Genomic DNA, 13,275 nt, shown 5'->3' with positions numbered 1-13,275 from the left:
GCGCGGAAGACGTGGTCACCGGCGAGGACGGCTCGATCGAGGTGCTCAGCGCGCCTTCCGACTTCGAGGCCGTGAAGAACGCGCTGGAAGCGGCGGGCCTGAAGCCCGAGATCGCCGAGGTGACCATGCGCGCCGAGAACACCATCGCGCTGGCCGGCGAGGACGCGCAGCGCATGCAGAAGCTGCTCGACGTCATCGAGGATCTCGACGACGTGCAGGACGTCTATCACAACGCCGAGCTGGAAGGCTGACCGGATGAAGGTCCTCGTGATCGGCAACGGCGGGCGCGAACATGCGCTGGCCTGGAAGTTCGTGCAGTCGCCCAAGGTGCAGACGGTCTACGTCGCGCCAGGCAACGGCGGCACGGCGCTCGACAAGCGGCTGCACAACCTGGCGATCACCGACCACGCGGCGCTGGCCGACTTCGCGGTGGCCGAGAAGATCGCGCTCACCGTCGTCGGCCCCGAGGCGCCGCTGGCCGGCGGCGTGGTCGACACCTTCCGCGCGCGTGGCCTGCGCATCTTCGGGCCGACCAAGGCGGCCGCGCAGCTGGAGAGTTCCAAGGCCTTCGCCAAGGAATTCATGAAGCGCCACGGCATCCCGACCGCAGCCTACGAGACCTTCTCGGATGCTGCCGCGGCGCACGCCTACGTGGACGGCCGCGGCGCGCCGATCGTCATCAAGGCCGACGGGCTGGCGGCGGGCAAGGGCGTGGTCGTCGCCATGACGCTCGAGGAAGCGCATCAGGCCATCGACTGGATGCTGCTCGACAACAAGCTGGGCGTCACGCACAACCAGGGCGGCGCGCGTGTGGTGATCGAGGATTTCCTGCAGGGCGAGGAAGCGAGCTTCATCGTCGTCAGCGACGGCAGGAATGTCGTGCCGCTGGCCACCAGCCAGGACCACAAGCGCCTGCTCGACCACGACCAGGGGCCGAACACCGGCGGCATGGGCGCCTACTCGCCTGCGCCGGTGGTCACGCCCAACGTGCATGCGCGGGCGATGCACGAGATCATCCTGCCCACGCTGGCCGGCATGGCCGCCGACGGCATGCCCTTCACCGGCTTCCTCTACGCCGGCCTGATGATCGACGCGCAGGGCCAGCCGCGTACGGTGGAGTTCAACTGCCGCATGGGCGACCCCGAGACGCAGCCGATCATGATGCGCCTCAAGAGCGACCTGTTCGACCTGCTGATGCATGCCACCGACGGCACGCTCGACAAGGTCGAGCTCGAGTGGGATCGCCGGGTGGCCATGGGCGTGGTGATGGCTGCGCACGGCTACCCGCTCACGCCGCGCAAGGGCGACGTGATCACCGGCATTCCGCCCGAGGCCGACGACGCCATCGTCTTCCACGCCGGCACTTCGCTGGTCGATGGGCAACTCAGCGTTAACGGCGGCCGGGTGCTGTGCGTGACGGCGCTCGGCGACTCGGTCAAGCAGGCGCAGACCCGCGCCTACGAGATGCTCAAGCCCATCCATTTCGACGGCGCGCAGTACCGCAGTGACATCGGCCATCGCGCGATCAAACGCTGAGGCGGTGGCGCCGGCGGCACCGCTCGAACTGCTCGAGCGGCCGGTGCAGTTGCGCGGCAGCGCGTTGGCGCGCGCCGTGTTGCGTGCGTTCGGCTGGCGCGTGGTGTTCGACGGCCTGCCCGCGGCGCAGGGCGTGGCCATCGCCTACCCGCACACCTCGAACTGGGACTTCGTGGTCGGCATCCTCGCCAAGTGGGCCATCGGCATCCAGGTGACCTTCTGGGGCAAGGACAGCCTGTTCCGCATCCCGCTGCTCGGGCCCTGGCTGCGCTGGCTGGGCGGCGTGCCGGTCGATCGCCAGAACGCCAGCGGCATCGTCGGCCAGATGGCCGATGCGCTGAAACAGGCCAGCACCGAGGGGCGTTTCCTGTGGCTGGTGCTCGCGCCGGAAGGCACGCGCAGCAGCGGCGAGGGCTGGCGCAGCGGGTTCTACCACGTGGCCACGGCGGCGAACGTGCCGCTGGCCCTGATCTTCTTCGACTACCAGCGCCGGGAACTCGGCTTCCGGCGCTTCCTGCAACTCAGCGGCGACCCCGCGGCCGACATGGCCGCGATCGCGCAGGGCTTCGGCGCGTTCCACGGCCGCCGCCCGCTCAACGCCGCGCCGATCCGCTTCAAGCCATGACCGACCTCGACATCACCCGCGTGCGCGACTATCTGCTCGGCCTGCAGGATCGCATCGTCACCACGATGCAGGCCGAGGACGGCAAGCCCTTCGTCAGCGACGGCTGGACGCGCGAGCCCGGTGGCCGTCTCGAAGGCGACGGCCTGTCGCGGCTGGTGGAGGAGGGCAACCTGCTCGAGCGCGGCGGCTGCAACTTCAGCCACGTCAAGGGCAAGGCGATGCCGCCCTCGGCCACCGCACACCGGCCGGAACTCGCCGGTGCGCCCTTCGAGGCGCTGGGCGTGTCGCTGGTGTTCCACCCGCGCAACCCCTACGTGCCGACGGTCCACATGAACGTGCGCATGTTCGCCGCCAAGCCCGAGGGGCGCGAGCCGGTGGCCTGGTTCGGCGGCGGCATGGACCTCACGCCCTACTACGGGCAGGAGGAGGACGCGGCGCATTTCCACCGCACCTGCCGTGACGCGCTGGCGCCCTTCGGCGAGGACAAGTTCCCGCGCTTCAAGCAGTGGTGCGACGAGTATTTCTTCCTCAAGCACCGCAACGAGCCGCGCGGCATCGGCGGCGTGTTCTTCGACGACTTTTCCGAGCTGGGTTTCGAGCGCAGCTTCGGCATGATCCAGGCGGTGGGCGATGCCTTCCTCGATGCCTACCTGCCCATCGTGCGCCGCCGCCGCGACACGCCCTACGGCGAGCGCGAGCGCGACTTCCAGGCCTACCGGCGCGGCCGCTACGTCGAGTTCAACCTCGTCTTCGACCGCGGCACGCTGTTCGGCCTGCAGTCGGGCGGCCGCACCGAGAGCATCCTGATGTCGATGCCGCCGATCGTGAAGTGGCGCTACGACTGGCACCCCGAGGCCGGCACGCCGGAGGCGAGGCTGTACAGCGACTTCCTGCGCCCGAGGGACTGGGCGAACTGGACGCCGGCTTGACCCGCGTCAGGCGCATCGGCTTGTTCGGCGGCACCTTCGATCCGCCGCACGACGCCCACGTGGCGCTGGCCCGCCTCGCGCTGGCCGAACTGGCGCTCGACGAACTGCGCTGGATCCCGGCCGGCCAGCCCTGGCAGAAGGCCCGGCAGATCACGCCGGCCGGGCACCGCGAGGCGATGGTGCGGCTGGCCATGGGCGAGGAGCCGCGCTTCCGGCTCGAGCGCTGCGAGATCCGCCGCGCCGGCCCCAGCTTCACGCTCGACACGGTGCGCGAGCTTCAGGCGTTGGAGCCGGGTGCGCAGTGGTTCCTGATCATCGGCCAGGACCAGTACGCCGGACTGCACACCTGGCGCGACTGGCGCGAGCTGCTCTCGCGCGTGACCCTGGCGGTGGCCAACCGGCCGGGCGTGGCGGTCGAGCCGCACCCCGACGTGAAGGCGGCCGCGCACCAGGTGGTGCCGCTGCCGATGCTGGACATCGCCTCCACCGACATCCGCGCGCGCGTGGCTGCGGGGCAGGACATCGGCACGCTGGTTCCCGTCAGCGTCGCGAGATATATTGAAGCGAACCATCTCTACCGTGCCCCCCGGGGCTGAACCAAGGAGCCCACCCTGGACATCCGCAAGCTGCAGCGCGCCATCGTCGACGGCCTCGAAGACGTGAAGGCCCAGAACATCGTCGTCTTCAACACCGAGCAGCTCTCGCCGCTCTTCGAGCGGGTGGTCATCGCCTCGGGAACGAGCAACCGGCAGACCAAGGCGCTGGCCGCCAGCGTGCGCGATGCGGTGAAGTCCAAGGGCTTCGCGCAGCCGCGCACCGAGGGCGAGGAGAACGGCGAGTGGATCATCGTCGACTGCGGCAGCGCCGTGGTCCACGTGATGCAGCCGGCGATCCGCGACTACTACCGCCTCGAGGAGATCTGGGGCGGCAAGCCGGTCAAGCTGAAGGTCGACAGTGCGCCGGTGAAGCTGGTCAAGGCGTCCGAAGAGCCGGCGCCGGCGGCGAAGAAGGCACCGGCGAAGAAGGCCGCGGCGACCAGGACCGCGGCCAAGAAGGCGCCTGCCGCCAAGAAGGCAGCACCGGCGAAGAAGGCGGCACCGGCGAAGAAGGCCGCGCCCGCCCGGAAGGCCGCGCCGGCGAAGAAGACCGTGGCCCGCAAGGCCGCGGCCAAGAAGACCGCCCGCGCGTGACCCGCCGCCCATGAAGCTGGTGCTCGCCGCCGTCGGCCAGCGCCAGCCGGCCTGGGCCGACACCGCCTACGAGGACTTCGCCAAGCGATTCCCGCCGGAGATGCGGCTGGAGCTCAAGGCCGTGAAGGCCGAGCCGCGCGGCTCGAAGACCGCCGAGCAGCTGATGGCCGCCGAGGCTGCACGCCTCGAGGCCGCTGCGCCCCGGGGCGCGCGCCGGGTGGTGCTCGACGAGCGCGGCGAGCGGCTCACCACCGCGCAGCTCGCGCAGCGCATGCAGGCCTGGCAGCGCGACGGCCGCGACGTGGTCATCTTCATCGGCGGGCCCGACGGCTTGCATGCCGACCTCAAGGCCAGCGCCGACGACACCCTGCGCCTGTCGGACCTCACGCTGCCGCACGCCTTCGTGCGCGTGCTGCTCGCCGAGGCGCTGTACCGGGCCTGGACGGTGATGGTGAACCACCCCTACCACCGCGAGTGAGCGAAGCATGCGCCACGACTTCATCTACCTCGCCTCGCAGAGCCCGCGCCGACGCCAGCTGCTCGGGCAGCTCGGCGTGCGCCACGAGCTGTTGCTGCCGCAGGCCCACGAGGATGCCGAGGCGCTGGAGGCCGAGCGCGACGGCGAGTTGCCGGCCGACTACTGCGAGCGCGTCACCCGCGCCAAGCTGCACGCCGCGCGCCGGCGGCTCGCCGCGCTGAAGGGCGAGGCCGCCCCCATCCTCTGCTCCGACACGACGGTGGCGCTCGGCCGCCGCATCCTGGGCAAGCCGCGCGACGCAGCGCACGCGATCGAGACGCTCTCGGCGCTGTCCGGCCGCACCCACCGCGTGATCACTGCCGTGGCCGTCGCGGCGGGCCGGCGCGAGTGGCTGGCGGTGAACGTCTCTCGCGTGCACTTCGCCGAGATGCCCGCCGAGGCGATCTCGCGTTATGTCGCCAGCGGCGAACCGTTCGGCAAGGCCGGTGCCTACGCCATCCAGAGCGGCATCGCGGCCTGGATCGCGAGGATCGAGGGCAGCTACTCCGGTATCATGGGTTTGCCTCTCTTCGAGACGGCCCAACTCCTCCGCCAGGCCGGCGTGAAGTTCTGAACCGGCAACGCCCCATGCAGGACATCCTCATCAACTGGGCACCGCAGGAAACGCGCGTGGCCATCGTCGAGAACGGCGCGGTGCAGGAGCTGCACATCGAGCGCGCGCTCGAGCGCGGGTTGGTCGGCAACATCTACACGGGGCGCGTGGCGCGTGTGCTGCCCGGCATGCAGTCGGCCTTTGTCGACATCGGCCTGGAGCGCGCCGCCTTCCTGCACGTGGCCGACGTGCACGTCAGCGGTGCGCCGCCGCGCGGCGACGGCGCACAGCAGGTGCCGATCGAGCGCCTGGTCTTCGAGGGCCAGACGCTGATGGTGCAGGTGATCAAGGACGCCATCGGCACCAAGGGCGCGCGGCTGTCCACGCAGATCAGCATCGCCGGTCGGCTGCTGGTGTTCCTGCCGCAGGACGACCACATCGGCATCTCGCAGAAGATCGGCTCGCCGGAATTGCGCGAGCAGCTGCGCGCGCGCATGAACCGGCTTGCCGCGACGAGCGACGGTTCACCCACCGGCGGCTTCATCCTGCGCACCAATGCGGAAGATGCCACCGACGAGGAACTCGCCGACGACATCGCCTACCTGCGCAAGAGCTGGGCGTCGGTGCGCGAGCGCGGCTTCAGCTCGCCGCCGGGCACGCTGCTGTACCAGGACCTGAGCCTGGTGGAGCGTGTGCTGCGCGACCTCGCCCATGAGGCCACCGGCGCGATCCGCATCGATTCGAAGATGCAGTACGACATCCTCAAGGCCTTCGGCGAGGAATACACGCCGGGCTCGGTGGCCAAGCTCGAGCATTACAAGGGCGAGCGGCCGATCTTCGACCTGTTCAACATCGATGCCGAGATCGCCAAGGCGCTGGCGCGCCGCGTCGACCTCAAGAGCGGCGGCTATCTCATCATCGACCAGACCGAGGCGCTGACGACGATCGACGTCAACACCGGCGGCTTCGTCGGCGCGCGCAACTTCGACGACACCATCTTCAAGACCAATCTCGAGGCGGCCCAGGCCATCGCGCGCCAGCTGCGGCTGCGCAACCTCGGCGGCATCATCATCATCGACTTCATCGACATGTCGCGCGAGGAGCACCAGAACGCGGTGCTCGCCGAGCTGCGCAAGCAGCTCTCGCGCGACCGCACCAAGATCACCGTCAGCGGCTTCACGCAACTCGGGCTGGTGGAGATGACGCGCAAGCGCACGCGCGAGTCGCTCGCGCACATGCTGTGCCAGCCCTGCCCGGTGTGCGAGGGCAAGGGCCAAGTGAAGACGGCGCGCAGCGTCTGCTACGACATCCTGCGCGAGATCCTGCGCGAGGCGCGGCAGTTCAACCCGAAGGAGTTCCGCGTGATCGCCAGCGCGGCGGTGGTGGAGATGATGCTCGACGAGGAGAGCCAGCATCTGGCCGGGCTGAGCGACTTCATCGGCAAGCCGATCTCGCTGAAGGCCGAGCCCTTCGCCTCGCCGGAGCAGTACGACATCGTGCTGATGTAGCGGCGCTGCCGCGGGCCTTCTTCATGTTCTCCATCGTCATCCCCACCTGGAACAACCTCGCCCACCTGCAGCTGGTGGTGCGCAGCATCCGCGAGCATTCGGCGCAGAAGCACCAGGTCGTCGTGCACGTCAACGACGGCAGCGACGGCAGCCTGGCCTGGGTGCGCGAGCAGGGGATCGACCACACCGCCTCGCCCGAGAACATCGGCATCTGCTACGCGATGAACGAGGCGGCGATGCTGGCGAGGCACGATCACCTCGTCTACATGAACGACGACATGTACTGCCTGCCGGGCTGGGACACCGCGCTGCAGCGCCGCGCCGCGGCGATGCCGTCGGACCTGTACCTGCTGTCGGGCACGATGGTCGAGCCGCGCGACAGCGGCAACCCTTGCGTCGTCGTCGGGCCCTACGGCGACGGCGTGGGCAACTTCCGCGAGGCCGAACTGCTGCGCGATGCACCCAGGCTCGTGCGCGCCGACTGGTACGGCGCCACCTGGCCGCCGACGTTGGTGACGCGCCGCTGGTGGTTCCGCGTCGGGGGCTACAGCACCGAGCTGAGCCCGGGCATGAGCAGCGACAACGACTTCTCGATGAAGCTCTGGCACGCCGGCTGCCGGCACTTCATCGGCGTCGGCGATTCGCTCGTCTACCACTTCCAGCAGAAGTCCACCGGCAAGGTGGTGAAGAACGACGGCCGCCGCCAGTTCCTCGACAAGTGGGGCATGACGCAGTCGACCTTCGACCGCTTCTATCTGCGTCGCGGCCAGCCGCTCACGGGCGATGCCTTGCCGGAGCCGGACGACAGCCCGGCACTGCGCCGCGCGCTGCTCAAGAGCCGTCTGCGCAAGCGCTTCGGCTAGTCGCCGCGGCGTCGCGCCGCGACGCGCTTGAGCGCGAAGAGGGGCGCCAGCAGCCAGGGCATGGCGGCATAGGTGAACAGGCGCAGTCGCAGGGCGAGCGGCTGATGGCCGGCTGAAGCGGCGATGCGCAACTGCTGCATCACGTTGCCGGCGCCGAACAGCTCGGCGATGAAGCGTTCGCGATCGAGCACGCGCTCCAGGTGCGGGCCGACCTCGCCGTAGCGGCCCATCACCTGGGCATCGCGCAGCATCTGCTCCGCCTCCACCAGCGCATGGCGGTTGTTCTTCAGCAGCCGCGCGACCACGTCGCGCGCGTGCAGGTTGCGCCGTCGCCGCGAGATGCCGCCGCGGCGGTACTGCACCAGCGGCTCGCGCAGCGTGATCGCACCGCCGCTGCCGATGGCGCGGAACACCATCACCAGATCCTCGGCCACGGTGCCGGGCGGCAGCGGGCCGAAGCGCTCGAACAGCCGCCGGGTCCAGGCCTGGCCAGCGCCGACCACGTGCGGCGGCTCGGCGGCCCATTGCGCCTGCGAGGTGTAGCGGGCGAGGTCGCTGGGCACGATCGCGCCGTGCACGCGGCCCTCGGCATCGATGTCCGCCAGCACGCTGGCGATCAGGTCGGGCCGGCGATCATGGGCCAGCCAGGCCTCGACCGTGCGCTGCGCGCGCTGCGGCAGCGACACGTCGTCGCCGGCCGCCACCAGCAGGAGCTCGCCCTCGGCCATCTGCGCGAGCCGGCTGAGGTGTGCGCCGATGCCCAGGTTGGCTTCGTTTCGGTTCAGACGCAGGCGGTGCGGCCCGGCATAGCCCTCGGCCGCGGCACACAGCGCCTCCCAGGTACCGTCGCCGGAGGCATCGTCGGAGGCGATGATCTCCAGTGGCTCGTAGGTCTGTGCCAGCGCGGCGCGCAGCGCCGGGCCGACGGTGTCGCGTTGCCGGTAGGCGATGAGCAGGACGGAGACGAGCGGTCGCGCGTCGTCGCGGGCGCCCGTGGCCATGGCGATGTCAGCGCGGCCGGCGCGCGATGAAGGTCACCAGCGCGGGGTTGTCGTCGCTGCGCAGCAGTTCGAGCTCGAAGCCGGCCGCGCGGCAGCGGTCGACGACGTCGGCGCCGAACTCGTGGAAGACCAGCATGTCGTGCCGGCCGTCACCGGGCGCGCCGTGGTGGCTGGGCGGCAGCAGGTGCTCGACGCGGCCGTCGCGCAGCACGGCACGCTGTCGGGTGGCGCGGTCCCACACCACCGGGATCGAGAACACGTAGGCGCCGCCCGGCTTGAGGATGCGCCGTACCTCGCGCAGCGCGGTGTCGACGTCGGGCACGTGCTCCATGGTGTCGGAAGTGGTGGCGAGGTCGAAGCTGGCGTCGGCGTAGCTCAGCCGGGTCAGGTCTTCCGAGGGTACGGCGGGGTCCTGGCTACCGTACTCCGAGTAGCGCAGGCCCCGGCAGCGCGCCAGGTGCTTGTGCAGGTTGCCGGCGGAGTTGATCTCGGCGATGGCCAGGCCCTGTACGCGGGCGTCGCCGCAGGCCTCGCGCAGGTGGCGGGCGGCAGATCCGGCGAGCCGGTTCATCTCGCCGACGAGTGCGGCCGCCAGCTGGCCGCTGCGCAGGCTGGCGCCGCAGCGCGCGCAGCGGCTGCCCTCGCGCTGGTCCATCCAGCGATGCCAGTCGGGGCCAAGCTGCCATTGCGAGACGAGCTCCGGCCACAGCACGGCCCGCTCGAGCGGGCGGCCCGGGAAGCCGCAGGCGCCGCAGGGCGGTCCGCCAGCCATGCGGCTGCCGACGATCTCGCGGGCGCGGCGGCCGGCGCGGCTCAGGCGATGGAGGAGGCCCGACATCGGGTCGGTGTTCCGATCAGGGCCGCGACTGCAGGTCGCCGAGCAGCCAGGTCTTCAGGCCGCGACGGAAGGCCTTGGCGCTGGCGGTCATGGCATAGCGCCGGTCGAGCCGCTGGCGGAGGTTCGCGTCGATCTTCAGACCGCTGCCGTGGCGCAGGCCGATGAAGTACAGGTCCTTGGTGATGTGGTTCACCCAGGAGCCGTGGTCCGACAGCCAGCCGTCGAGGTTCAGCGCATCGGCGATGTCGCGCCCGCGCAGGTTGCGGTAGTAGTCCCACTTCGCGGCCGAGGTGAATGGCGAGGCGTCGGGGTTGGTGCGCGAGGTGCCGTGTTCCTTGCGGCCATAGGTGGCGCAGCTCACCAGGATCAGGCCGTCGGGCCGCGTCATGCGCAGCATGTTGGCCAGCGTCTCGCGCCAGTACGGGTTGTGCTCGAGGCACTCGGCGGAGATCGTCACGTCGAACTCTCCGGTCGGGAAGTCGACCAGCTGGCCCTGGCGGGCGAGATCGACGCCGGGGCCCAGCTGCAGGTCGACGCCGGTGTAGCGGCAGTCGCTGAACAGGTCGCGCACGGTGCCGTTGATGTCCAGCGAGCCGACTTCGAGCACGCGCGCACCGCTGAACGCCCAGGGGTAGAACTCGCGCACGGCGGCGAAGAACTCGGCTTGCTCGGGGTGGGCCATGGAAGGGTGTCGGGGGTGTGAAACCGTGATCTTACGGGGCCGGGCGCAGTGCCTCGGCCAGCGCCAGCAGCTCGCGAACGTGATGCGCGACCGACGGGTCGTAGCCCAGGTGGGCGAGCGGCTCGGCGATGCGGTGCGTGCCGGCAGCCTGGCGCTTCACCGCCTCGGCCACGGCCGCCGCGAAGCCGTCGGGCGCCTGGTCACCCGCGTCGAGCGTGAACGGAATCTGCGCCGGCTCGCGCAGCACCTCGGCACACCCCACGCCGCGTGCGCACAGCACCGGCGTGCCGCACAGCAGCGACTCCACGCCGACCAGGCCGAAGGGCTCGTAGCGCGAGGCCATCACGGTGAAGTCGACCGCGCGGTAGACGTTCTCGATGTCGCGCCGGTAGCCCAGCGAGCGGATGTTGGGGGCCTGCGCCTCGGCCGGCAGCGGCCGCCCGGCCACGACGAGGTCCACCGGCAACGACGTGCGGCGGAAGAAGTCGACCAGCAGGTCCAGCCCTTTGCGCTTGTGGCCTGTCGAGGCGAGCAGGAAGACGGTGCGATCGGGTGCGAGGCCCAGCTCGGAGCGCAGCGCGGCGCGCGCGGCGTCGTCCACCGGCGAGAAGCGATCGCCGTCCACCGGCGGGTAGAGCAGGCGGATCTTCCCGGCCGCGATGCCGTGGAAGCGCTGCACCTCGGCGGCCATGCGCTGCGAGTGGGCGACGATCACCGCCGAGCGGGTCAGATGCTCCTGTTCGAGCGCGATCTTCCAGCGGTCGCTGCGCCGCTCGGCCTGACCCATGGCCTGCAGGAAGCCCGGGTGGGTGCTGCCGCAGATGGCGATGTCGGCCGCACCGGTCTGGTTGCAGGCGATCAGCGGGAACAGGCCATGCCGGCGCTTGAGGGCGCGGATGCGGCGGTCGAAGACGAGGTCGCGCAGCTTGCCCGGCACCCAGGCCACGTTGACGCGAAGCGGCTCCACCCAGCCGTACTCGGGCAGCGAAGCGTCGAAGGCCTTGGCGATCACCACCGGCTTCACGCCCAGCGCGTGCAGGCCGCGCACCACGGTCAGCGCGTAGCGTTCGATGCCGCCGCTGGCGCGCAGGCCGTGGTTGGAGATCGCCAGCCGCATCGGCAGGGTCAGCCCTTGGCCTTGGGCACGCGGCCGAGCAGGTAGAACTCCGGGTTGGGCTGCATCGACACCAGGTTGGCCATGCGGTTGGACAGGCCGAACAGCGCGGTGATCGCGCCGATGTCCCAGATGTCCTCGTCGCTGAAGCCGTGCGCGCGCAGCGCCTCGAAATCGGCCTCGTCGACCTCGGCCGAGCGCAGGCAGACCTTCATCGCGAAGTCGAGCATGGCGCGCTGGCGCGGCGTGATGTCGGCCTTGCGGTAGTTCACCGCCACCTGGTCGGCGAGCAGCGGCTTCTTCTCGTAGATGCGCAGGATCGCGCCGTGCGCCACCACGCAGTACAGGCAATGGTTGGCGCCGCTGGTGGCCACCACGATCATCTCCTTCTCGCCCTTGGAGAGGCCGGAGGGGCGCAGCATCAGCGCATCGTGGTAGGCGAAGAAGGCGCGGAACTCGTCGGGCCGGTGGGCCAGCGCGAGGAACACGTTGGGCACGAAGCCCGACTTCTCCTGCACCTCGACGATGCGCTGGCGCACGTCGTCGGGCAGGGCGTCAAGGGCGGGCACGGGGTAGCGCGAGATCGGTGCGTTCATGCGGGGCTCCTGAACTGAAGGGCGTGCAGCCGGGCATACAAGCCGCCGGCGGCGAGCAGCTCGGCATGGCTGCCCTGCTCGACGACGCGGCCGGCTTCGAGGGCGACGATGCGGTCGGCGCGCTCGATGGTCGACAGGCGGTGCGCGATGACGATGCTGGTGCGGCCCTTCATCAACCGCTCCAGCGCCTCCTGCACGAGGCGCTCGGATTCCGAGTCGAGCGCCGAGGTGGCCTCGTCGAGCACGAGGATGGGCGCGTCCTTGTAGATCGCGCGGGCGATCGCCAGGCGCTGGCGCTGGCCGCCGGAGAGCTGGCTGCCGTTGTGGCCCACCGGCGTGTCCAGCCCCTGCGGCAGGGTCTGCACGAAATCGAGCAGGTTGGCGCCGCGCAGCGCCTCGGTGACGCGCGCGGCGTCGACCGTGTCGCTCAGTGCCACGTTGGCGGCGACGCTGTCGTTGAACAGCACCACGTCCTGGCTGACCAGCGCGAACTGGCGGCGCAGCGCGGCCATGTCCCAGTCGGGCAGCGGCGTGCCGTCGAGCAGCACGGTGCCGCCGGTCGGTTCGAGGAAGCGCGGCAGCAGGTTGACGATGGTGCTCTTTCCTGCGCCGGATGGGCCGACCAGCGCCACGGTCTCGCCGGGGTGCAGGGTCAGCGTGACGCCGTCGAGCGCCGGCGCGGCGGCGCCTTCGTACTGCAGCGATACGCCGCGCAGCTCGATGCGGCCTTCGCAGCGGGCCGGCGCGTGGCTGCCGCCTGCCTCCACCGGTGTGGTGTCGATCAGCTGGATGCCGCGCTCCATGGCCGCCATGCCGCGGGTGATCGGGCCGGCCACTTCCGAGAGGTGCTTGATCGGCGCCACCAGCTGCAGCATCGCCATCACGAAGGCGACGAAGCCGCCCACCGAGCCGCCGCTCTGGCCGCTCTGCCACAGCGCGACCACGATCACCGCCGACAGCGCGCAGGCGGCGAGCAGCTGCGTCAGCGGCGTCATCGTGGCCGCCGCCACCGCGGCCTTCACCGACAGGCGTCGCACCGATTCGCTGACCCGCGCGAAGCGCGATCCCTCGGAGGCCTGTGCCCCGTGCAGGCGCACGATGCGCCAGGCCAGCACGTTCTCCTCGACCACGTAGGCCAGCTCGTCGATCGCCTTTTGCCCCTCGACGGTCAGACGGTGCAGCCGGCGGCTGAGCGTCCGCATGATCCAGGCCACCGCCGGGAACAGCACGCCGACGAACAGCGTGAGCTTCCAGTTCAGCCACAGCAGATAGCCCAGCAAGGCCACCAGCGTCAGCGAGTCGCGCACCAGCGACGTCAGGGCG

16 protein-coding genes are annotated in these 13,275 nt (G+C 70.6%); 10 read left to right on the top strand and 6 right to left on the bottom strand.

The window, feature by feature from the left end; genetic code table 11:
* The 10 genes from AB7U92_RS09425 to AB7U92_RS09380 form a co-directional block, all read left to right on the top strand.
* On the top strand, positions 1–251 hold a 251-nt coding region (locus tag AB7U92_RS09425), incomplete at its 5' end, for a YebC/PmpR family DNA-binding transcriptional regulator (RefSeq protein ID WP_428575929.1).
* Positions 252–255: 4 nt separating this feature from the next.
* On the top strand, positions 256–1,536 hold the full coding sequence (gene purD / locus AB7U92_RS09420) for a phosphoribosylamine--glycine ligase (protein WP_428575928.1): 1,281 nt from the start codon (positions 256–258) through the stop codon (positions 1,534–1,536).
* Between the two features lie 4 nt (positions 1,537–1,540).
* Complete coding sequence (locus AB7U92_RS09415) at positions 1,541–2,161, top strand: 1-acyl-sn-glycerol-3-phosphate acyltransferase (protein ID WP_428575927.1); 621 nt, start codon at positions 1,541–1,543, stop codon at positions 2,159–2,161.
* A complete protein-coding gene (gene hemF / locus AB7U92_RS09410) occupies positions 2,158–3,090 on the top strand; it encodes an oxygen-dependent coproporphyrinogen oxidase (RefSeq protein WP_428575926.1) in 933 nt (310 codons plus the stop codon). Before AB7U92_RS09415 ends, hemF begins: the two co-directional genes overlap by 4 nt.
* Positions 3,087–3,686 carry a nicotinate-nucleotide adenylyltransferase gene (nadD, locus tag AB7U92_RS09405; protein WP_428575925.1) on the top strand — a complete coding sequence of 200 codons (600 nt, stop codon included), beginning with the start codon at positions 3,087–3,089 and terminating at the stop codon, positions 3,684–3,686. The genes hemF and nadD overlap by 4 nt, the downstream gene beginning before the upstream one ends.
* A gap of 15 nt (positions 3,687–3,701) precedes the next feature.
* Positions 3,702–4,280, top strand: a complete 579-nt coding sequence (gene rsfS / locus AB7U92_RS09400) for a ribosome silencing factor (RefSeq protein WP_428575930.1) — start codon at positions 3,702–3,704, stop codon at positions 4,278–4,280.
* Between the two features lie 10 nt (positions 4,281–4,290).
* Positions 4,291–4,758, top strand: a complete 468-nt coding sequence (rlmH, locus tag AB7U92_RS09395; RefSeq protein ID WP_428575924.1) for a 23S rRNA (pseudouridine(1915)-N(3))-methyltransferase RlmH — start codon at positions 4,291–4,293, stop codon at positions 4,756–4,758.
* Positions 4,759–4,765: 7 nt separating this feature from the next.
* Positions 4,766–5,371, top strand: coding sequence for a Maf family protein (locus AB7U92_RS09390; RefSeq protein ID WP_428575923.1), 606 nt, complete (start codon positions 4,766–4,768; stop codon positions 5,369–5,371).
* Between the two features lie 14 nt (positions 5,372–5,385).
* On the top strand, positions 5,386–6,858 hold the full coding sequence (rng, locus tag AB7U92_RS09385; protein ID WP_428575922.1) for a ribonuclease G: 1,473 nt from the start codon (positions 5,386–5,388) through the stop codon (positions 6,856–6,858).
* 23 nt (positions 6,859–6,881) lie between these two features.
* Positions 6,882–7,721 carry a glycosyltransferase family 2 protein gene (locus tag AB7U92_RS09380; protein WP_428575921.1) on the top strand — a complete coding sequence of 280 codons (840 nt, stop codon included), beginning with the start codon at positions 6,882–6,884 and terminating at the stop codon, positions 7,719–7,721.
* Here AB7U92_RS09380 and AB7U92_RS09375 read toward each other — a convergent pair.
* From AB7U92_RS09375 to AB7U92_RS09350, 6 genes are all read right to left on the bottom strand, one after another.
* On the bottom strand, positions 7,718–8,722 hold the full coding sequence (locus AB7U92_RS09375) for a glycosyltransferase family 2 protein (protein WP_428575920.1): 1,005 nt from the start codon (positions 8,720–8,722) through the stop codon (positions 7,718–7,720). The genes AB7U92_RS09380 and AB7U92_RS09375 overlap by 4 nt on opposite strands.
* Positions 8,723–8,729: 7 nt before the next feature.
* Positions 8,730–9,560: a methyltransferase domain-containing protein gene (locus tag AB7U92_RS09370; protein ID WP_428575919.1), complete on the bottom strand. Its 831-nt coding sequence runs from the start codon at positions 9,558–9,560 to the stop codon at positions 8,730–8,732.
* Positions 9,561–9,576: 16 nt separating this feature from the next.
* Complete coding sequence (locus AB7U92_RS09365) at positions 9,577–10,242, bottom strand: class I SAM-dependent methyltransferase (protein WP_428575918.1); 666 nt, start codon at positions 10,240–10,242, stop codon at positions 9,577–9,579.
* Positions 10,243–10,273: 31 nt separating this feature from the next.
* Positions 10,274–11,359, bottom strand: a complete 1,086-nt coding sequence (locus tag AB7U92_RS09360) for a glycosyltransferase family 4 protein (protein ID WP_428575917.1) — start codon at positions 11,357–11,359, stop codon at positions 10,274–10,276.
* Between the two features lie 8 nt (positions 11,360–11,367).
* Positions 11,368–11,952, bottom strand: a complete 585-nt coding sequence (locus AB7U92_RS09355) for a peroxidase-related enzyme (protein WP_428575916.1) — start codon at positions 11,950–11,952, stop codon at positions 11,368–11,370.
* On the bottom strand, positions 11,949–13,275 hold a 1,327-nt coding region (locus tag AB7U92_RS09350), incomplete at its 5' end, for an ATP-binding cassette domain-containing protein (protein WP_428575915.1). The genes AB7U92_RS09355 and AB7U92_RS09350, both read right to left, overlap by 4 nt.

The sequence above is a fragment of the Piscinibacter sp. genome (assembly GCF_050175855.1).
Classification (GTDB): Bacteria; Pseudomonadota; Gammaproteobacteria; order Burkholderiales; family Burkholderiaceae_C; genus Piscinibacter.
Note: the sequence above shows the minus strand (reverse complement) of the source record. Positions and strands in the feature narration are given on the sequence as shown.